Source organism: Rhizobium sp. LjRoot258 (genome assembly GCF_964254185.1).
GTDB lineage: Bacteria > Pseudomonadota > Alphaproteobacteria > Rhizobiales > Rhizobiaceae > Rhizobium.
Window position 1 is genome coordinate 356538 of the sequence record NZ_CAXUST020000001.1, and the last position, 18433, is coordinate 374970.

Sequence of the window (18433 nt, forward strand, 5' to 3'; positions counted from 1 at the left end):
AAGATTTGAAATACTGTTACCTAGCCTGCGTCACAACAATTGGCGCAAGACGACAAATAAAAGAAACGCGATCATGATCGAGGCGGGCAGCGTCAGAATCCAGGCCATCAGCATGTTTCTGACTGTCGACCACTGGAGCCCCGAACCATTCGCGGCCATCGTCCCAGCCACGCCTGATGAGAGACGTGGGTCGTGGAGACCGGCAGGCCCAGATGGTCGGCCGGCAGGGATGGTGGCATCCGTCCAGGTCTTGTTCTTGACGGCATTGCTCACTTCGGCTCGATAGTCGGGGACCTGCAGGCCGGGTCTGGTGTACTTGCCGAGGGCCGTCTCGACCTGCACGGAAGCAGACTTGTACGCCTCGAGATAGTTGACATCAGGCGTGCGGTTCAGGGCGAAGGCCGTCGGAACGAGACCGATCAGGATCAGCATGATCAGCCCCATTCCTTTCTGACCGTCGTTGGAGCCATGCGCAAAGCTGACGCCAGTGCATGTGCAGATGAGAAGGGCGCGGATCCAGAGTGGCGGCGGGTTATTGCCCTTGGGCTCCTCATAAAGGGCCTTGTTTCGGATCACGAACTTCATGACCAACAAAAGCAGCGCCGCCATACCGAAGCCGACGAGCGGAGAAATCATCAGGGAAAGACCGATATTCGTGGCCTGCGACCAGTCGACGCCGCTCGTGGCGCTGCCGGTAGGCGCGAGGAACTGATTTGCGAGCCCGACACCGATGATCGAGCCGACGAGCGTATGCGAGCTTGATGAGGGAAGGCCGAGATACCAGGTGCCGAGATTCCAGACTATCGCTGCCAGAAGCAGCGCAAAGACCATGGCAAGGCCCGATCCCGAGCCGACCTGCAGGATCAATTCCACCGGCAGAAGCGCCAGGATGCCGAAGGCGACGGCGCCGCTCGACATCAGGACGCCGAGGAAATTGAAGAAGCCGGACCAGATGACGGCCAGTTCCGCCGGCATCGAGCGGGTATAGATGACGGTGGCAACCGCGTTGGCGGTGTCATGGAAGCCGTTCACAAATTCGAAGCCAAGGGCAATTAGCAGCGCGATCCCGAGCAGGATCCAGGGAACGGCAACTGCGCTCGTCAGGTCTCGGCCGAGAGCATAGGCAACATAGCCAAGTCCTACGAGAAGCAGGACCAAGAATACAGGGACGAACCATCTTCCCGAGCTTGTCCCCTCAAGTGGATGGCTGGGACGATCATGACGATGTTCTTCACCCTGAACTATTGTCATCGTCCGGCTCGCTCCCATCTCGACTGGTCCTTAGTCGGGTCTATTCCCTTAGAATGAACCTCCTGTGACATTGGGTGCATGGCTTGTGCATGGCGTTTGAAGAATTGCTCGCTTTATACGTGCGTTCGTCAATGGATGAGACATAGATAAATCGCGATATCTCTATCTGGACGCGGTTTGGCCACGTTCTTGCCGCGCTGTGTTCATTCTTTGCTAATAAATCGATCCGCCGCGGCGGGTGATCTTCGGGCCACGCGTCCGCATGATCCTCTGGCCTGGCGGTATCGTTGGATCCGACCTATATCCGCTGCTGCCAGACTTGCTTCGGAAAATGCCTTGCGCTTTCGAAGCAAATCCGGCGACGCTTCGGCTTTCGCCGATGCGCTTGACCGAGGCCTCGTCGCCCGCCTCTTGTGGGCTCATTTGCCCAGTTTCGATCGCAATGATTCGTCCTCAAGCCCATGCGGGCGCCCTAAAAATAGGTGACAAATCGCCGCGTGCGAGACGTTTTTTAGACGCATGGCTGCCTCTACGCGCAGGACGAGGCGATCAGGCAAATGTGCTTTGCTTACAAAGGGCAAAGAAGCTTTGCGACCTTAACCGCGCTCCTGTCGCCGGGCTCTCGTCGATCACGGATTAACCATACTGCATTGCAATTCGTGATCGAGAGTGGCATTTTCCGGCCGGGGGCTAATTCAGAGTGATTTCAGAAGGAGACTTAAATGTCCATTTCGCTCAGCAATCTGGATGCATCCAAGGCTACCGCCGTTTCGGCCATGAATGTAGCCGCTGCTGTACGTGCCGCTCGAGAGGCGGTCGGCTATAGCGTCGATGACCTCGCAGTGACCTGCGGCCTGGTGGTCAATGAGATTGAGGAAATCGAGGGTGGCGAAGACGCTGATCCCGCCAAGCTCAAGCGGATCGCCGCTGCTTTGCAGGTGCCGCTCTCATCGTTGGTTCCGATGTGATCATGACCTCAGGGCCGGGCAGGCATTTGCCCGCCTGGCCTTGCCTCCCTTCAAAGTGCCTGAAACGACCTCCTTCATCTCCTTTTAACTCTCCCCTCCGAACGGGCTGAATGCTTTTGCCCGCAAAGGGTAGTTTTACCGTCGCTGATTGTGCGGTGCGTTAGCAACTTCATAGCAAATGTCCCTCGAAGAGCCGAGCGCCTGTGCGCTGCGGCGGATTCATGTATCGGGGAGGCAGAATGAGCCGGGTTCGTCGCATTGGCGCCACGCGGATTGATTTGAACGAACTTATCAAGCGCGGCGCGCTTGCCGTCCTTTCCATTCTCGCGGTCTTGCTGCCGATCCTGAAGGTCAGCTTCACGAGCGAGTCGGACGATATCGTTCTCGGGGATTTTCAGCTGCTGGGCGGGGCCGCCTATCTCTTGCCGGTGGCATTTCTCTGCGGTCTTGCGACCGTTGTCACCGATGGCATGCGGGCACACGCTCGCTTCATCGACGTGGCCGGACTGATCATTGCGTTGGTGGCTGTGTCGCGCAGCGCATATGCTCTCGGCGCAAGCCTTATGCAGGACGCGGCGCCAGTTGATGAACCTTCGCAAAGGCTGGATCAATTGGCGCAAGTCTCCTTGTCCTACGGCAGCATTCCCTTGCTGCTGGTGCTGTTCGGCGCCATTTGGCAATTGCGGAAGTCCTGGCGCAACTGAGCCGCATGCCTGGCGGATGGAACCGCTCCCGCTCCCTAGACGTTGCGTCGATAGGAGAAATGTTCATGTCTAAAACGCTTCTATATGGTGCGACCAAGGTGGACGAAGACAACAGTGCTTATTCCGCCATCGCAAGCCTCGAGCAATTCCAGTGGCGCAACCGCGTCCTAGTCGTCTTCGCCGACAAGAAAAACGCGCGAGCCGCGCGCCAGGAAAATCAGCTTCTCGCCAATCGCGATGCCTTGCAGGAACGCGATATCGTCATTCTCAAGATTACCGGCGGCAGTGTGAGGGTCCTCTTCGGAGCCGGCGAAAATCTCGATGCTGCGGCGATTGCAGGCGAAGTGGGCGATCCCACGGTCGGAGAGTTCGCGGCCTTTCTCGTTGGCAAGGACGGGACGGTGAAGCTCAACGTCAGTGAACCGATCACCAGCGGCGAACTGTTCGCCATCATCGATGGCATGCCAGTGCGCGCAGCAGAAGTTGCCGCAGAGAAGCAGCAGACGAGCGACGAGCCTGAGAAGCGCGACTGATCCTTGTGATGCTGAGCCGACTGAGCCGACATCACAGGAATATGTGGCGCTCGGCGGCGACGAGTTCCTGCAGGAAATTGGAAACGGTGCGTACCCGCACGAGTTCACGCGCACTTTCGTGAAACGTCGTCCAGTATGCCCGCCGGATCGAAATATCCGGCAGGATGCGCACCAGTTCGGGATGCTGCCGGGCAATATAATCGTGCAGGATCCCGATCCCGGCGCCCGAAAGTACAGCTTCAGTCTGCCCGGTCGCCGAGGAAATCTCGAAGGCGGCGTTCCAGTTGCGCATCACCTCGCCGGTGAAATTCAGTGATTGGGAAAAGATCAGATCCTCGACATAGCCGATCCGCCGGTGCTGCTTCAGGCCCTCTGCGTCAGCAGGCAGGCCGTTGAGCTCGGCATAGTTTCGAGAGGCGTAGAGGCCGAGCGTGTAGTCGGTGAGCTTGGCCGAGACGAGGCGGCCCTGTTCGGGCCGCTCCAGCGTGATGGCGATATCCGCCTCACGCTGCGACAGCGAGAAGGACCGCGGTACCGGCACGAGCTGCATCTTCAGTTCCGGATGGCGTTCGATCAGCCGGCCCATACGGGGCGCGAGAAAGGAAACGCCGAAACCGTCAGGCGCCCCCACACGCACCGTCCCCGCGATCGCAGTATCGGTGCGGCCGAGATTGGCCTGCACGGACAGCATTTCGGTTTCCATCCGCTCCGCAGACGCGAGGAAAACTTCGCCCTCGGCCGTCAGCTCGCAGCCGTTTGTGCGGCGGACGAAAAGGCGGCTCTTCAGCGCCTCTTCCAACGAGGTGAGCCGGCGTGAGAGCGTGGCGTGGTTGAGCCCCAACCTTTTTGACGCGGCAAGGATCTGCCCGGTACGGGCAACCGCGAGGAAGATGCGGACGTCGTCCCAGTTCATGGCTTTGCTCGCATCATGACGGGTTCGACATCGACCAATGTCAGTGACGTCACCATCCCAGCGGTTCCGCTCTTATATTTGAGGAAATGCGGCGTCTGCAGATGCACCTCGTACGCCTCCGGGCTCGCATAGACCTCAAGGATGCGGATTTTGTGCGGACTATCCTTGATGGAGACCGCATTCAGGGAAAGGACGCCGTCCTCCAATGTGACAGATGCCTCGATCTCCTCGGCCAATAGAGTGCGATAGGCTTCAAGCTGGTCCGGATCGATCTCGAGCTCCGCCATTCTGACGACAAGTTTCCCGCTCATTGAAGTACTGCCTCCTCTTGAGTTTGGCTTGCCCGCTGCATGCCGGGCCAAGCCTCGGAATAGAACTTGGGAGAAGCATAGGCTCTCGTGGTTGAGCTTCAATTCATGCACAACGGTTGCTTATCCTAGCTCATTGATTTGTGCAAATTGAAGTGCGATTGTTGGCCATCCAAAGAACAGGAGGAGCATCCCATGCGTGAGATTGGTCATTTCATCGGCGGCAAGCATGTCGCTGGCACCAGCGGCCGCACCAGCAACGTCTTTAATCCGGCAACCGGCGAAGTTCAGGCGACTGTGGCGCTGGCAAGCGTCGAGGATTTGCGCGCCGCCGTCGAGAACGCTAAGGCCGCTCAGCCGAAGTGGGCAGCCACGAACCCGCAGCGGCGCGCCCGCGTCTTCTTCAAGTTCGTCGAGCTGCTGAACAAGCACATGGATGAACTCGCGACACTTCTGTCCACCGAGCACGGCAAGACGGTCGAAGATTCCAAGGGCGACATCGTCCGTGGTCTTGAAGTCTGCGAATTCGTCTGCGGTATTCCGCATCTGCAGAAGGGTGAATTCACGGAAGGCGCCGGCCCTGCGATCGACATGTATTCGATGCGCCAGGCGGTCGGTATCGGTGCGGGCATCACCCCGTTCAACTTCCCGGCCATGATCCCGATGTGGATGTTCGCCCCGGCAATTGCCTGCGGCAACGCTTTCATCCTGAAGCCGTCCGAGCGCGACCCGTCCGTACCGCTGCGTCTTGCAGAACTGATGATTGAGGCCGGCCTCCCGGCAGGCATACTGAACGTGGTCAACGGCGACAAGGCTGCGGTCGACGCCATCCTGACGGATCCGGATATCGGCGCGGTCTCCTTCGTCGGTTCCACGCCGATTGCCCGCTACGTGTATGGAACGGCTGCCATGAACGGCAAGCGCGCACAGTGCTTTGGTGGCGCGAAGAACCACATGATCATCATGCCCGACGCCGACATGGATCAGGCCGTCAACGCCCTGATGGGCGCAGGCTACGGCTCTGCCGGCGAGCGCTGCATGGCGATCTCGGTCGCCGTCCCGGTCGGTGAGGAAACCGCCAATCGCTTGGTCGAGAAGCTGGCGCCGAAGATCGAGTCGCTTCGCATTGGTCCTTACACAGACGAGAAGGCTGACATGGGTCCGCTCGTCACCAAGGAAGCCTACACCCGTGTCAACGGGCTTATCGACCGTGGCCTCGAGCAGGGTGCAAAGCTCGTCGTCGATGGCCGCGGCTTCAAGCTACAGGGCTACGAGGACGGCTATTTCGTCGGTGGCACCCTGTTCGACCATGTCACGCCTGACATGGATATTTACAAGACCGAGATCTTCGGGCCGGTCCTCTCCGTCGTTCGCGCCAAGAACTACGAGGAAGCCCTGGATCTGCCGATGAAGCACGAATACGGCAATGGTGTCGCGATCTACACCCGCGATGGCGATGCCGCCCGTGACTTCGCCTCGCGCATCAATATCGGCATGATCGGCATCAACGTTCCGATCCCGGTTCCGCTTGCCTACCATTCCTTCGGCGGTTGGAAGGCATCGAGCTTCGGCGACCTCAACCAGCACGGTTCGGACTCGATCAAGTTCTGGACCAAGACGAAGACGATCACCGCCCGCTGGCCCTCGGGTATCAAGGACGGCGCCGAATTCGTCATGCCGACGATGAAGTAAGCGAACAACGATGTTATTGAATTGGGGGCTTAGGCCCCCGATTTGCGCTTTTAAGTTGTTGAATTCGAGCGTGCGCGCTTCTCAACCCGCGACCGAATAGCTCTTATGTTCACTTGCAAGCTCGTTAATCATTACTCTTTCTTTTCCGACCTTGAGGACGAAAGCACATGCGTGAAGCTGTTGAACACAGCAGGAGGCAGGGCATTTAGACGACGGCTGGCATACTCTTATGCGCGGGTTGGGTACCGCATTTCCGTGTGTTCGTCTGGGGCTGCCTCTGTCTAGGGTCGGGCGTGGATGTTATCCGCCACATAGCTACGACGAGGGTTCCCCACCGGAGCCCTGCCTCCAACTTTGTCCAACAGCAGATGATTTCTAATTTGGATTATGCTTCTCTCTTCAAGCTGAGCATCGGCATTAGCCTCTTGCTGTAGGAGCGACCTCCTGCCCAATCGCCCACAGGAATGCGGCCATTTCTCTGGCAATGGCGGTGACTGCGATGACTTTCGGCTTGCCTGCCGCCACCAGCCTTCGATAGCGCGCGCAAAGTCGCACTTGCCCTTTCCAGGCAATCTCTCGAACAGCCCTTGGCAGGTCCTCCAGGCGCGCCTGGATCGTCGGGCTTACACGGGCCGGGAAGCGATATGTCCAGGCCCCTTCTATGAGGACTCGACGCGCCCGTATGTTGCCCGCCTTGGTGATCCCACCACGCTTGACCCGTTCGCCCGTTGAGCTTTCCGACGGCACAAGACCCAGATACGCCATTAACTGACGAGGATTATCAAAACGCCTGACATCGCCGATCTCGACCACAAAGGTGACCGCGGTCATGAACGCGACGCCACGCATCGCTTGGTAGGCGGCCACAACCGGGGCCATCGACCAGGATGCCGCGGTCTCCACCACCAGCTGGGTCAGCCTGTCCAGACGCACGCCGGCATCCTCGATGGCCTGGCAATATTCTGCCAACAGGATTTGGTGGGCGGGATGATCGAAGGCCTGGCATGTCAGCCATCGGACATGGGCGCGCGTCCATGGCGTGCGGCCGGTATAGAGCCGGCCGTGCCGCAGGAGAAAGGACTGGAGTTGCTGACGTGCCTGCTTCAACGCGTCGTTGGTCGCTTCGCGAGCCCGCACCAGGTCGCGGATCGCCTCATGAGCTTCGTCCGGAACCCAGACCGCGGTCAGCTCGCCCGCCCGGTGCAGGCGCGCCAGGCTCATGGCATCCCGCCGGTTGGTCTTCACCCGGTCGCCAGCACGCTTGGGCACCAGCGATGGCGCCACGACCATGCAGTCATGCCCCAGTTCGACAATCTGCCGGTAGAGACCATACCCCGTGGGACCCGCCTCATAGCAAAAGTGAAGCTTGGCTGCGCGCTTGGAAAGCTTGTTGACCATCGATGCCACCGATGACGGCTCCGACGAGATGTCGCCTAAAAACCGTACCTCGCCGTTGCGTGCTCCGTCGGCAATCGCCACCGAAATCTTCAACTTCGACGTATCCAAGCCGATGAAAATTACGCTATCGTCTTTCATGGTTCGCCCTCGCTAAGCTTGGGGCTCGGCTCCGGCCAATCCGGAGCAACCCCCGAATTCAGCTTACCGCGGGGGCGGGCCACCTTCACCCCGCGAACATACGGTCTAGGGTCCGACCTCGAGCCGTCAGTGCGACTGGCCGAGGGGTAGGGAAAACACATGCTCTTTAAGAATCAAATGCTGGCGGAATCCCCAGCGAACCCATTTGTACGCGCGAAATTCACCGGCAGTGCGTCTGAATATTTCGGCATCTGGATCGTCAACGTACTTCTGACAATCGTCACGATCGGTATTTATTCCGCCTGGGCGAAAGTTCGGCGCAACCGATACTTTTACGGCAATACGGTCCTGCTCGGGCGCGCCTTCGAATACCACGCGACGGGCAAGCAGATCTTCCTTGGTCGAGCCATTGTCTTCGTAGGCCTGGTGATCATCGCTCGTTCGCTTCTTCGACGCGCTCGAAGAGAAGCTCGCGGATCATTCCAGAACAAGCATGCTATCCACCCATCCTGGAACGCCGGACCGCAAGGACGCCATTCTGAAATATGGGGCGGGTTCGCACTGAAATAGCGTCGCGGCAATCCGTCTCATATAAGGTGAATATGAATTTCATATTTTGGAATTGTTCAAAACTACCAAAGCCACTATATAGACCACTTGTAACTGACGATTCTGGAGATCGGCATGCGTTTGACCAAGCAGACCAACTATGCGGTTCGCATGTTGATGTATTGCGCTGCCAATGATGGGCAGCTGAGCCGGATTCCGGAGATTGCCAGGGCATATGGCGTTTCTGAACTCTTTCTGTTCAAGATCTTGCAGCCTCTCAACAAGGCCGGCCTGGTCGAGACGGTTCGCGGCCGCAACGGCGGTGTGCGGCTCGGCAAACCGGCGAAGGACATTAGCTTATTCGACGTGGTTCGCGTCACGGAAGATAGCTTTGCGATGGCAGAGTGCTTCGAGGACGACGGCATGGTCGAATGCCCGCTTGTCGACAGCTGCGGCCTGAACTCCGCCTTGCGCAAGGCGCTCAACGCCTTTTTCGACGTGCTGACGCAATATTCGATCGACGATCTCGTCAAGGCGCGGCCGCAGATCAACTTCCTGCTGGGCCTGACGGGCGATCGTGAATCTCGTCGCAAGCCGACGATTGCCGCTCCGGCAGCCTAACCCGCGATGACGAAATTCTGATGCGACCGTGGCAGCGTTTCGTGCCGGGTTGTTCTGTTTTAGGGGAGTTTGGGGCTAAAAATTCGCGCGTGGCGTGTGCAGCAATGCTCTTGCCGACGCGAAATTATACCAAATGCGACAGGAATCGAGTTTATCCAGTCCGTTTATTTCTAAATGCGGCCCATTTTTGGCGGAAAATTACTAAAGTTGTCCATGTGGAAAAATTTTCCACGTCGGTCGTTGATTTCAGCAAATAAATGTCGTTCCATCTGCCGTCATTCCGGAGGGTTTCCGGGATCTCAAAGAAAAGAACAAACCTGGGAAACGATATCATGAAAAAGATGTCTGTCTTGTTGGCCGCGACGGTCCTGGCTTCGGCCATGGCATCCGCAGCCTGGTCCAAAACGCTCGTTTACTGCTCCGAGGGCTCGCCGGAAGGCTTCGATCCCGGCATTTACACTGCAGGCACCACTTTCGACGCTTCCTCGCGCACGGTCTACAGCCGTCTCGTCGAGTTCCAGCACGGCAAGACCGAAATCGAGCCGGGCCTGGCCGAAAGCTGGACGGTTTCCGACGACGGTATGGTCTACACCTTCAAGCTCCGTCCGGGCGTCAAGTTCCAGACGACCGAGTTCTTCACACCAAGCCGCGATCTGAACGCTGATGACATCGTCTTCTCGTTCGAGCGCCAGTTGAAGGCTGATAGCCCGTGGGCGAAGTATGTCGCCGGCGTTTCCTACGAATATGCGGCAGGCATGGGCTTCCCCGACCTCATCAAGTCGGTCGAGAAGGTCGACGACCTGACCGTCAAGTTCACGCTGAACCATCCGGAAGCACCGTTCCTCGCTGACCTCGCAATGGACTTCGCCTCCGTTCTGTCGAAGGAATATGCCGACAAGCTGCAGGCTGACGGCAAGATGGAGCAGATGAACCAGATGCCGCTCGGCACTGGTCCGTACACCTTTGTCGCCTACCAGCCGGATGCCGTCATCCGCTACAAGGCCAACGAAACCTACTTCAAGGGCAAGGAAAAGATCGACGATCTCGTTTTCGCGATCACCCCGGACGCTTCCGTCCGTGCTCAGAAGCTGAAGGCCGGCGAATGCCACATCATGCCGTACCCGAACGCGGCTGACATCAAGGACCTGCAGACCGACTCGAGCCTGAAGGTTCTGGAACAGCCGGGCCTGAACGTCTCCTACCTCGCCTACAACACGCTTCAGGCTCCGTTCGACAAGGCCGAAGTGCGCAGGGCGCTGAACATGGCGATCAACAAGCAGGCGATCGTCGAGGCCGTCTTCCAGGGCGCCGGCCAGGTTGCCAAGAACCCGATCCCGCCGACGATGTGGTCGTATAACGACGCCATCAAGGACGACGCCTACAACCCGACCGAGGCCAAGGCTCTGCTCGAAAAGGCTGGCGTCAAGGATCTCAGCATGAAGATCTGGGCAATGCCGGTTTCGCGTCCGTACATGCTGAACGCACGTCGCGCCGCTGAGCTGATGCAGGCTGACCTCGCCAAGGTCGGCGTCAAGGTCGACATCGTTACCCACGAATGGGCTGAATACCTGAAGCTCTCCAAGGACAAGGCCCGCGACGGTGCTGCGATCCTCGGCTGGACGGGTGACAACGGCGACCCGGACAACTTCCTTGATACCCTGCTCGGCTGCGAAGCCGTCGGCGGAAACAACCGCGCGCAGTGGTGCAACAAGGAATTCGACGACCTCGTGAAGAAGGCCAAGAAGACCGCTGACGTCGCTGAGCGCACCAAGCTCTACGAACAAGCTCAGGTCGTCTTCAAGAAGGAAGCTCCGTGGGCGACGATCGATCACTCCACGGAATTCGTACCGATGAGCGCCAAGGTTTCCGGCTACGTGCAGGATCCGGTTGGTGTTCACCGCTTCGACGGCGTTGATATCGCCGAGTAATCAAAATTATGCAAAGATGCCCGGCAACGCCGGGCTTGGCCGGCGGTCAGGTTTCATACCTGACCGCCGGAACACTATGGACACTTGCCAATGTTGCGATTTCTCATCGGACGCCTCGCGATCCTGATCCCAACCTTCATCGGCGTTTCGCTCATCGCCTTCTCGTTCATCCGTCTGCTGCCCGGCGATCCGGTCATGCTGATGTCGGGCGAACGCGTGATGGCGCCGGAACGTCATGCCCAGGTCATGCATGATCTCGGCCTCGATCGTCCGGTCTACGTGCAATACCTGGATTACCTCGGCAATGTGGTGCAGGGTGATCTCGGTTCGTCGATCGTCACCAAGCGCCCGGTTCTGCAGGAGTTCGGTTCGCTGTTTCCGGCGACGCTCGAGCTCTCGCTCTGCGCCATCCTGTTTGCCATTGTGCTTGGCATCCCTGCTGGCATCTTCGCAGCCGTCAAGCGGGGAACATGGTTCGACCAGGGCGTAATGGGCGTTGCCCTTGTCGGCTATTCGATGCCGATCTTCTGGTGGGGGCTGCTGCTCATCGTTCTCTTCTCGAATACGCTGCATTGGACCCCTGTGTCCGGCCGTATCTCGCTGATGTATTTCTTCAAGCCGGTCACCGGCTTCATGCTGATCGACAGCCTGCTGTCCGGCCAGGCCGGCGCATTCAAGTCGGCGTTCGTTTCGTTGATCCTGCCGACCATCGTTCTCGGAACCATTCCGCTTGCCGTCATCGCGCGGCAGACACGCTCGGCCATGCTTGAAGTGCTGGGCGAAGACTATGTTCGCACCGCGCGCTCCAAGGGCCTCGCGCCGATACGCGTCGTCGGCCTGCATGCGCTGCGCAACGCCATGATACCGGTCGTGACTTCGATCGGTCTGCAGGTCGGCGTCCTGCTCGGCGGCGCAATCCTGACGGAAACGATCTTCTCCTGGCCGGGTATCGGCAAATGGATGGTCGATGCCGTCTTCAAGCGCGACTACACCGTCGTTCAAGGCGGGCTGCTGCTGATCGCCGGCATCATCATGATCGTCAATCTGATTGTCGACCTCATGTACGGTCTTATCAACCCACGTATTCGTCACTAGGAGCGGCTTATGAGTGTGATAACCACCAAGTCGACCCAACCGTCTGGGCTCTCTGAGTTCTGGTACTACTTTTCGCGCAACAAGGGCGCCGTCATCGGCCTCGGCATCTTTCTGCTGGTCCTTTTTATGGCGATCTTCGCGCCGTTGATTGCCCCGCATGATCCGAACGTTCCTTTCGACGGCATGCAGCGCGTGCCGCCGGTGTGGTCGGAAAAGGGAAATTCGATGTTCCTGCTCGGAACGGATGCCGTCGGTCGCGATATGCTTTCGCGTCTGATTTATGGCACGCGCTTCTCGCTGTTCATCGGCCTCGTCGTCGCATCGCTGTCTGCTGTCGCCGGCGTCCTGCTCGGCCTCGTTGCCGGCTATTTCCGCGGTCGCGTCGACACCTTCATCATGCGCGTCATGGATATCATCCTGGCCTTCCCGTCGTTGCTGCTGGCCCTCGTGCTGGTCGCCGTCCTGGGTCCCGGCCTGCTGAACGCCATGATCGCCATCTCGATCGTCAATCAGCCGCATTTCGTGCGCCTGACGCGCGCCGCGGTGATCAGCGAGCGCGAGAAGGAATATGTCGTAGCGTCACGCGTGGCGGGCGCCGGTACGTTGCGTCTCATGTTCAAGACGATTCTGCCGAATTGCTTGGCGCCGCTGATCGTCCAGGCGACGCTCGCATTCTCTGCCGCGATCCTAGATGCCGCAGCTCTTGGCTTCCTCGGCATGGGTGCCCAGCCCCCGACATCAGAGTGGGGCACAATGCTTGCCGACGCGCGTGAATTCTTCCAAAGCTCGCCATGGCTCGTTACTTTCCCGGGTCTCTGCATCCTCATCACCGTTCTCGCCATCAACCTGATGGGCGACGGTCTGCGCGATGCGCTTGATCCCAAACTGAAGAGGTCCTGAGATGGCACTTCTTGAAATTGAAAATCTCGCCGTCGAATTCCAGACGTCTACGGGTCCGTTTCGCGCCGTTGATGGTGTGTCGCTCAAGGTAGATGCCGGTGAAGTTCTTGCAATCGTTGGGGAGTCGGGCTCCGGCAAGTCGGTCTCGATGCTCGCAGCGATGGGGCTTCTGCCGTGGACGGCAAAGGTGACGGCCGACAAGATGGTCTTCGACGGCCGTAATCTGCTTGGCATGTCGGCAAGGGACCGACGCAAGATCATCGGCAAGGACATGTCGATGATCTTCCAGGAGCCGATCGCCAGCCTCAATCCCTGCTTCACGGTCGGCTTTCAGATCGAAGAGGTTCTGCGAATCCATCTGGGTCTCGACAAGGCTGCGCGGCGCAAGCGCGCGATCGAGCTGTTCGAGGCCGTTGGCATTCCCAACCCTGCCGATCGGCTCGGCCATTTCCCGCATCAGATGTCGGGTGGCCAGTGCCAGCGCGTCATGATCGCCATTGCGATCGCCTGCAATCCCAAGCTTCTGATCGCCGACGAACCGACGACTGCGCTCGACGTGACCATTCAGAAGCAGATCCTCGATCTCCTGATGCGGCTGCAGACGGAGTATCGGATGGGCCTCATCATGATTACGCACAATATGGGCGTCGTCGCCGAGACGGCCGATCGGGTGATCGTTCAATACAAGGGCCGCAAGATGGAAGAGGCCGACGTCCTGTCGCTCTTCGAGTCCCCCAAGAGCGATTATACCCGGGCACTGCTTGCCGCCCTGCCGGAGAATGCCACCGGCGACCGGCTGCCGACCATCGGCGAGATTTTCAAGGGAGCGGCCCAATGACGCCAGTCCTCGAAGCAAAGAACATTGTCCGCAACTATTATCTGCCGGGCGGCTTCTTCAAGAAGGAGAGAACCGTACATGCCGTCAAGGGCGTCAGCTTCAAGGTGGAGCAGGGCAAGACGCTGGCGATTGTCGGCGAAAGCGGTTGCGGCAAGTCTACCCTTGCCCGCATCGTCACAATGATCGATCCGGCGAGTGGCGGAGAACTGTTCATCGATGGCAAGAAGGTTGATATCGCTGCAGGCGATCTGACACCGGAAATTCGCCGCAAGGTCCAGATCGTCTTCCAGAACCCATACGGTTCGCTCAACCCGCGCAAGAAGATCGGCGACATCCTGATGGAGCCCCTGATCATCAACACCGATACGCCCGCCGCTGAGCGACGCGAATTGGCGATGGCGATGCTCAAGAAGGTCGGCCTGCAGGAGATCCATTTCAACCGCTATCCGCATATGTTCTCCGGCGGCCAGCGTCAGCGTATCGCGATCGCCCGCGCTCTGATGTTGAAGCCGAGGCTCCTGGTTCTCGACGAGCCGGTGTCCGCGCTCGATCTATCGGTCCAGGCACAGGTGCTCAATCTGCTCGCGGACCTGCAGGACGAACTGAACCTCACCTATGTCTTCATCAGCCACGACCTGTCAGTCGTCCGCTATATGGCCGACGATGTCATGGTGATGTATTTCGGAGAGGCTGTCGAATACGGCACGCGGGATCACGTTTTCAATGATCCGCAGCACAGCTACACGAAGACATTGTTTGCGGCCACGCCGCGCGCCGATGTCGAAACCATCAAGGCGCGTATTGCTCGCAAGAATGCCGCCCTGGTAGCTTCGTAGGCAGGGTTCGCCAGCCTTGGCGGCACCGGTGCCGGATTGATGAGCGAGATGAGCGATGCCAGAGACTAATGGGACCCCTTACGCCATCATCGCCATGGGGGTCAGTGGTTGCGGCAAATCCTCCATTGGCCTGAGAATTTCGGAAGCCCTCGGCACGCAATTTGTCGAGGGCGACCAGCTTCATCCGGCATCGAATGTCGAGAAGATGTCGAAGGGCATTCCGCTGACGGACGACGACCGCATGCCTTGGCTCGATCTGATCGGTCAAACGATGAAAGCGTCGCTTGATCGGGGGCAGGGCGTTGTCGTTTCCTGCTCGGCGTTGAAGCGCATTTATCGCGACCGGCTGCGCAAGGCGGTGAATGGCAATCTGTTTTTCGTCTATCTGTCGGGCTCGAAGGAGCTGTTGACGAAACGAATGGGCGAGCGCAAGGGCCACTTCATGCCCCCATCGTTGCTGGAAAGCCAGCTCGCGACACTCGAAGTGCCAACCGGTGAGCCCGGCGTCGTGACCGTCGATATCGACGACACGATCGGAAGGATCGCGAAGACGGCGCTCCGCGATCTCAAGTCTTTGGGCATCGCTTAGAGATCAGGATGATCTTAGGCCGATGGCCTAAAATCTGAATCCTGTTTTAGATACAGGAGATAGAGCGGGAATTCAGCGGAAAACCGCTCACGCTTTCGGCATCCCGCTCTAGCCGTCGGTCTGTAGCAGGCATTTCTTCTCGAAGCAGAAATACGGCCGCAGGCGAACACCGATGACGTTGCCGGCAAATGCCGCCACTGCCCAGCGGTTACCCGGTATGCAGGCGTTGCTCATGGGTTGAAGCGCTGCGGCGAATAGGCAGAAATATTGATGAACGGCGCACCGCCGGTGATCACTTCCGCTAGGACGCGGCCGGTGACCGGCCCGAGCGTCAACCCGTGATGTGCGTGGCCGAATGCGAACCATAATCCGTCGTGTCGGGGCGCCTTTCCAATGATGGGCATCATATCAGGCGTGCAGGGGCGGGCGCCCATCCATGGCTCCGGATCAAGCCTTTCGCCGAGCGGAAAGACCGTTCGTGCCACCTTCTCGGCACGGTCGAGCTGCACGGGTGTCTTCGGCGCATCCAGCGTGGCGAATTCAGCACCAGTCGTCAGCCGGATACCGCGGCTCATCGGTGCAAGGAAGTAACCCTGCTCAGCATCGAGCGTCCAGTTTTTGAGGGTCGCATTGTTTGCCGCGGCATAGTGCATGTGATAGCCGCGCTTGACGCCGAGCGGGAAGGCGTAGCCGAGCCGACGTGTCGCAACGGCGGCCCAGGGGCCGAGCGCCAGGACCACATCCTCCGCGTCCAGCGGGCCTTCGCTGGTCACCACCCGCCAGCTCGCGCCGGAGCGACCGAGGGAGTTGGCGTCGCCGGTAACACACCTGCCGCCGAGGCTCTCGAAATAGGAGCGATAGGCCATCGTCAAGCCATGCGGGTCGAGCACCGACCATGGATCACGCCACAGCAGGCCGCCGAGGAAATCTCCCTTGAGATGGGGTTCGAGCCGCGCCACGGCGGCGGCGTCCAACTGCTCGTGCATGACGCCGAACTCGGCCCGCAGCCGCTCGGCCTCGGCGAATTCGGCATCGCGCCGGCGGGCCGTGCGGAAGATCTCCATCCAGCCATCCTTGCGGATCAGGTGCTGCGCATTGGACGCCTCGATCAGATCATTGTGCTCCGAGATCGAGTGCTCGATGAGCGGGGCATAGGCGCGGGAGATCATCTCGTGGCGCTTGGGATTGGAATTCCACCAGTAGCGGGCGAGGAAGGCAAGCTGCCCGGGCAGCGCCTTGAGGTGATAGTGGGCGTCGATACGGTTGTTGAAGGCGTAGCGTATCAAAAGGCCGAGCTGCTGCGGAAAGCCATATGGCACGACGCCTTCGCGCTGAATGAGACCGGCGTTGCCGAACGAGGTTTCATTGCCTGGCGCCTTGCGGTCGATCAACGTCACCTGCAGCCCCCGGCGCTGCAGGTGAATGGCCGTCGATACGCCGACGATGCCGGCGCCAAGTACAATTGCATTCTTTGCCATTGCCGTGCAGTCCACTTATTGCAAGCAATGAAAATGCCGCTCCGACGCGCTGCAAGCAAACGAAAAATCTCGTTTCATTTCAAAAACATTGTCGTTTTCAGCGCCTCGTTTTCGGCTTTGATGCGGACATAAAGAACTACCGCGTTGAGCACCGAGAATATCGCCGCGTAGACGGGCATCCCGAAGGCCAGAGGAAGCACGGCGATCTCGCCAGCCACGACAGCATAGTTCGGATGGGCCATGAACCGGTAGGGGCCGCTGGCGACAAGTGGAGCGCCCGGCAGCACGATGATGCGTGTCGTCCATCGCCCCTTGAGCGTGCCGATCACCCAGAGCCGGCCTGCCTGTAGAACCATGAAAATGGCAAACCATATGGGGTCGACCGGGCGACCCATCGCCAGCAACCACAATCCGGCTATCCAGCAGCTATGCAGGGCCACCACGTAAGGATAGTGCTGCGGCGCGACCTCCTTCGCACCGCTGCTCAGAAGCACCTGTGTATTGTGGCGGGCAAGGGCAAGTTCCGCGAGGCGCTGCGCCGTCACGAAGGCGAGGAGTGCAACGGAGGGCCACATCATGCAACCCTCTTCAAGGTCACGCAGCTTGCGGTAAAACCCGGCCCCATGGCGACCATCGCGCTGCGCTCCGGTAGCCCTGCCTTCAGGGCACGCTCGAGCACGAAGAGAATCGTGGGCGACGACATGTTGCCATATTCGGCAAGTACCGCGCGCTCGTGATCCAGAGTTCCTGATTCAAGCGACAGCGCGCTTTCCAGGGCTGCAAGCACCCTTGTGCCGCCGGGATGGCAGATGAAGCGATCTATATCACGTCGCGAGAGGCCGTTGCGCGCCAATATCCCGTCAACGGCCGGGCCGAGTTCCGCCTCGGCAAAGGGCGGCAGCGATTGGGCAAGAACCACGCCGAAGCCGGTGTCGTCGATCTTCCAGCCCATGATGCCAAGCGTATCGGGGAAAAGATGTTCGCCCGTCGACTCGACCTCAGCCTTGCCCTCCGGTCCCGCCCGGAGAATGCAGGCGGCGGCGCCGTCGCCGAAAAGCGCCGTGGCGATGATGTTCGCGCGCGTCAGCTCGTCCAGCCGAAACGCCAGCGTGCAAAGTTCGACTGTTACGAAGAGCACTGTCTTGCCCGGCCGATCCCGGGCAAACCGCGAGGCAATGGCGAAGCCGGAAACGCCCGCGGCGCAGCCGAGCCCGAACACGGGAACGCGTTCGATGTCCGAGCGAAAGCCCATCCTCTGTGCGAGCTGTGCATCGAGGCTCGGTGTCGCAATCCCGGTGGACGAGATGGTGACGATGCAGTCGACGTCGCGTCCCTGCAGGCCCGCCTGTTTCAGTGCATTGGTGGTCGTCTCGAAAAACAGGCTGCGCGCCACCTCGCCATAGGCTTCCATCCGGTCCTGCCAGCCATGCGGCTCGATGAACCATTCCAGGGGACGCGCGGCATAGCGTTTCCGGATGCCCGCATTGTCAAAGACGCTGGCGAGATGCGAAAAATCCCTGAAGCGGGACGAGAACAGGCGAGCGGAGGTCTCCGCTGCTTCCTTTTGTGTAATGACATGCTCGGGCGTCGCGACGGCAAGACTGAGTAATTTTACGGTATCGCTCACGGAATGCTCCTTCTGGCCGGCGCGTGAGCGGCTAACACCTCAGACCTGCGTTTATTCGTTGGCGCCG

The 18433-nt window shown here is 59.4% G+C and carries 18 protein-coding genes and 3 pseudogenes; 13 read left to right on the forward strand and 8 right to left on the reverse strand.

The features are described from left to right. Positions 1 to 30 precede the first annotated feature (30 nt). Positions 31 to 1251, reverse strand: a pseudogene (locus ACSQ9D_RS01755) (inorganic phosphate transporter). A gap of 722 nt (positions 1252 to 1973) precedes the next feature. Between ACSQ9D_RS01755 and ACSQ9D_RS01760 the strand changes: the two are divergent. The 3 genes from ACSQ9D_RS01760 to ACSQ9D_RS01770 all read left to right on the forward strand — a co-directional run bounded on the left by ACSQ9D_RS01760 (position 1974) and on the right by ACSQ9D_RS01770 (position 3456). Continuing rightward, complete coding sequence (locus ACSQ9D_RS01760) at positions 1974 to 2219, forward strand: helix-turn-helix domain-containing protein (RefSeq protein ID WP_024312958.1); 246 nt, start codon at positions 1974 to 1976, stop codon at positions 2217 to 2219. Positions 2220 to 2458: 239 nt separating this feature from the next. After that, positions 2459 to 2923: a hypothetical protein gene (locus ACSQ9D_RS01765; RefSeq protein ID WP_436280910.1), complete on the forward strand. Its 465-nt coding sequence runs from the start codon at positions 2459 to 2461 to the stop codon at positions 2921 to 2923. Positions 2924 to 2988: 65 nt separating this feature from the next. Beyond that, entirely contained in the window at positions 2989 to 3456 is a 468-nt protein-coding gene (locus ACSQ9D_RS01770) for a DUF4174 domain-containing protein (RefSeq protein WP_436280911.1), read from the forward strand. Positions 3457 to 3487: 31 nt separating this feature from the next. Here the strand turns inward: ACSQ9D_RS01770 and ACSQ9D_RS01775 are convergent, their stop codons facing one another. Continuing rightward, positions 3488 to 4369, reverse strand: a complete 882-nt coding sequence (locus ACSQ9D_RS01775) for a LysR family transcriptional regulator (protein WP_436280912.1) — start codon at positions 4367 to 4369, stop codon at positions 3488 to 3490. Then, the gene (locus ACSQ9D_RS01780; RefSeq protein ID WP_436280913.1) at positions 4366 to 4680 is read right to left on the reverse strand and encodes a putative quinol monooxygenase; all 315 of its coding nucleotides are present in this window, start codon (positions 4678 to 4680) and stop codon (positions 4366 to 4368) included. Before ACSQ9D_RS01780 ends, ACSQ9D_RS01775 begins: the two co-directional genes overlap by 4 nt. Before the next feature lie 192 nt (positions 4681 to 4872). Between ACSQ9D_RS01780 and ACSQ9D_RS01785 the strand changes: the two genes are divergently transcribed. Next, entirely contained in the window at positions 4873 to 6369 is a 1497-nt protein-coding gene (locus ACSQ9D_RS01785) for a CoA-acylating methylmalonate-semialdehyde dehydrogenase (protein WP_436280914.1), read from the forward strand. A 417-nt stretch (positions 6370 to 6786) separates the two neighbouring features. Here the strand turns inward: ACSQ9D_RS01785 and ACSQ9D_RS01790 are convergent, their stop codons facing one another. Then, positions 6787 to 7905, reverse strand: a complete 1119-nt coding sequence (locus ACSQ9D_RS01790; protein ID WP_436280915.1) for an IS110 family transposase — start codon at positions 7903 to 7905, stop codon at positions 6787 to 6789. A gap of 159 nt (positions 7906 to 8064) precedes the next feature. Between ACSQ9D_RS01790 and ACSQ9D_RS01795 the strand changes: the two are divergent. The 9 genes and pseudogenes from ACSQ9D_RS01795 to ACSQ9D_RS01835 form a co-directional block, all read left to right on the forward strand. Beyond that, positions 8065 to 8337: pseudogene (locus tag ACSQ9D_RS01795) on the forward strand (DUF898 family protein); the annotation flags it as partial. Position 8338: 1 nt separating this feature from the next. Beyond that, positions 8339 to 8470, forward strand: a pseudogene (locus ACSQ9D_RS01800) (metalloprotease); the annotation flags it as partial. Between the two features lie 119 nt (positions 8471 to 8589). After that, on the forward strand, positions 8590 to 9075 hold the full coding sequence (gene rirA, locus ACSQ9D_RS01805; RefSeq protein ID WP_047516678.1) for an iron-responsive transcriptional regulator RirA: 486 nt from the start codon (positions 8590 to 8592) through the stop codon (positions 9073 to 9075). A gap of 332 nt (positions 9076 to 9407) precedes the next feature. Continuing rightward, positions 9408 to 11003 carry an ABC transporter substrate-binding protein gene (locus ACSQ9D_RS01810; protein WP_436280916.1) on the forward strand — a complete coding sequence of 532 codons (1596 nt, stop codon included), beginning with the start codon at positions 9408 to 9410 and terminating at the stop codon, positions 11001 to 11003. 90 nt (positions 11004 to 11093) lie between these two features. Then, on the forward strand, positions 11094 to 12098 hold the full coding sequence (locus tag ACSQ9D_RS01815; protein WP_037114015.1) for an ABC transporter permease subunit: 1005 nt from the start codon (positions 11094 to 11096) through the stop codon (positions 12096 to 12098). Positions 12099 to 12107: 9 nt separating this feature from the next. Beyond that, positions 12108 to 12998, forward strand: coding sequence for an ABC transporter permease subunit (locus tag ACSQ9D_RS01820; protein ID WP_436280917.1), 891 nt, complete (start codon positions 12108 to 12110; stop codon positions 12996 to 12998). 1 nt (position 12999) lies between these two features. Next, on the forward strand, positions 13000 to 13836 hold the full coding sequence (locus ACSQ9D_RS01825; RefSeq protein ID WP_436280918.1) for an ABC transporter ATP-binding protein: 837 nt from the start codon (positions 13000 to 13002) through the stop codon (positions 13834 to 13836). Then, the gene (locus ACSQ9D_RS01830) at positions 13833 to 14672 is read left to right on the forward strand and encodes a dipeptide ABC transporter ATP-binding protein (protein ID WP_436280919.1); all 840 of its coding nucleotides are present in this window, start codon (positions 13833 to 13835) and stop codon (positions 14670 to 14672) included. The genes ACSQ9D_RS01825 and ACSQ9D_RS01830 overlap by 4 nt, the downstream gene beginning before the upstream one ends. Positions 14673 to 14727: 55 nt before the next feature. Then, on the forward strand, positions 14728 to 15261 hold the full coding sequence (locus ACSQ9D_RS01835; protein WP_436280920.1) for a gluconokinase: 534 nt from the start codon (positions 14728 to 14730) through the stop codon (positions 15259 to 15261). 108 nt (positions 15262 to 15369) lie between these two features. On the opposite strand, the gene ACSQ9D_RS01840 is transcribed toward ACSQ9D_RS01835, so the two are convergent. From ACSQ9D_RS01840 to ACSQ9D_RS01855, 4 genes are all read right to left on the reverse strand, one after another. Continuing rightward, the gene (locus tag ACSQ9D_RS01840) at positions 15370 to 15495 is read right to left on the reverse strand and encodes a hypothetical protein (RefSeq protein ID WP_436280921.1); all 126 of its coding nucleotides are present in this window, start codon (positions 15493 to 15495) and stop codon (positions 15370 to 15372) included. Beyond that, complete coding sequence (locus ACSQ9D_RS01845) at positions 15492 to 16739, reverse strand: NAD(P)/FAD-dependent oxidoreductase (protein ID WP_436280922.1); 1248 nt, start codon at positions 16737 to 16739, stop codon at positions 15492 to 15494. The genes ACSQ9D_RS01840 and ACSQ9D_RS01845 overlap by 4 nt, the downstream gene beginning before the upstream one ends. Before the next feature lie 74 nt (positions 16740 to 16813). Continuing rightward, entirely contained in the window at positions 16814 to 17317 is a 504-nt protein-coding gene (locus tag ACSQ9D_RS01850) for an isoprenylcysteine carboxyl methyltransferase family protein (protein ID WP_436280923.1), read from the reverse strand. Then, positions 17314 to 18366, reverse strand: a complete 1053-nt coding sequence (locus tag ACSQ9D_RS01855; protein WP_072370788.1) for a type III polyketide synthase — start codon at positions 18364 to 18366, stop codon at positions 17314 to 17316. Before ACSQ9D_RS01855 ends, ACSQ9D_RS01850 begins: the two co-directional genes overlap by 4 nt. Between the last annotated feature and the right edge of the window lie 67 nt (positions 18367 to 18433).

Excerpts from the sequence above, each read along its gene's own strand:
- ACSQ9D_RS01760 (WP_024312958.1), top strand. The coding sequence starts at position 1,974 with ATGTCCATTTCGCTCAGCAATCTGGATGCATCCAAGGCTACCGCCGTT.
- ACSQ9D_RS01765 (WP_436280910.1), top strand. The coding sequence starts at position 2,459 with ATGAGCCGGGTTCGTCGCATTGGCGCCACGCGGATTGATTTGAACGAA.
- ACSQ9D_RS01770 (WP_436280911.1), top strand. The coding sequence starts at position 2,989 with ATGTCTAAAACGCTTCTATATGGTGCGACCAAGGTGGACGAAGACAAC.
- ACSQ9D_RS01775 (WP_436280912.1), bottom strand. The coding sequence starts at position 4,369 with ATGAACTGGGACGACGTCCGCATCTTCCTCGCGGTTGCCCGTACCGGG.
- ACSQ9D_RS01780 (WP_436280913.1), bottom strand. The coding sequence starts at position 4,680 with ATGAGCGGGAAACTTGTCGTCAGAATGGCGGAGCTCGAGATCGATCCG.
- ACSQ9D_RS01785 (WP_436280914.1), top strand. The coding sequence starts at position 4,873 with ATGCGTGAGATTGGTCATTTCATCGGCGGCAAGCATGTCGCTGGCACC.
- ACSQ9D_RS01790 (WP_436280915.1), bottom strand. The coding sequence starts at position 7,905 with ATGAAAGACGATAGCGTAATTTTCATCGGCTTGGATACGTCGAAGTTG.
- rirA (WP_047516678.1), top strand. The coding sequence starts at position 8,590 with ATGCGTTTGACCAAGCAGACCAACTATGCGGTTCGCATGTTGATGTAT.
- ACSQ9D_RS01810 (WP_436280916.1), top strand. The coding sequence starts at position 9,408 with ATGAAAAAGATGTCTGTCTTGTTGGCCGCGACGGTCCTGGCTTCGGCC.
- ACSQ9D_RS01815 (WP_037114015.1), top strand. The coding sequence starts at position 11,094 with ATGTTGCGATTTCTCATCGGACGCCTCGCGATCCTGATCCCAACCTTC.
- ACSQ9D_RS01820 (WP_436280917.1), top strand. The coding sequence starts at position 12,108 with ATGAGTGTGATAACCACCAAGTCGACCCAACCGTCTGGGCTCTCTGAG.
- ACSQ9D_RS01825 (WP_436280918.1), top strand. The coding sequence starts at position 13,000 with ATGGCACTTCTTGAAATTGAAAATCTCGCCGTCGAATTCCAGACGTCT.
- ACSQ9D_RS01830 (WP_436280919.1), top strand. The coding sequence starts at position 13,833 with ATGACGCCAGTCCTCGAAGCAAAGAACATTGTCCGCAACTATTATCTG.
- ACSQ9D_RS01835 (WP_436280920.1), top strand. The coding sequence starts at position 14,728 with ATGCCAGAGACTAATGGGACCCCTTACGCCATCATCGCCATGGGGGTC.
- ACSQ9D_RS01840 (WP_436280921.1), bottom strand. The coding sequence starts at position 15,495 with ATGAGCAACGCCTGCATACCGGGTAACCGCTGGGCAGTGGCGGCATTT.
- ACSQ9D_RS01845 (WP_436280922.1), bottom strand. The coding sequence starts at position 16,739 with ATGGCAAAGAATGCAATTGTACTTGGCGCCGGCATCGTCGGCGTATCG.
- ACSQ9D_RS01850 (WP_436280923.1), bottom strand. The coding sequence starts at position 17,317 with ATGATGTGGCCCTCCGTTGCACTCCTCGCCTTCGTGACGGCGCAGCGC.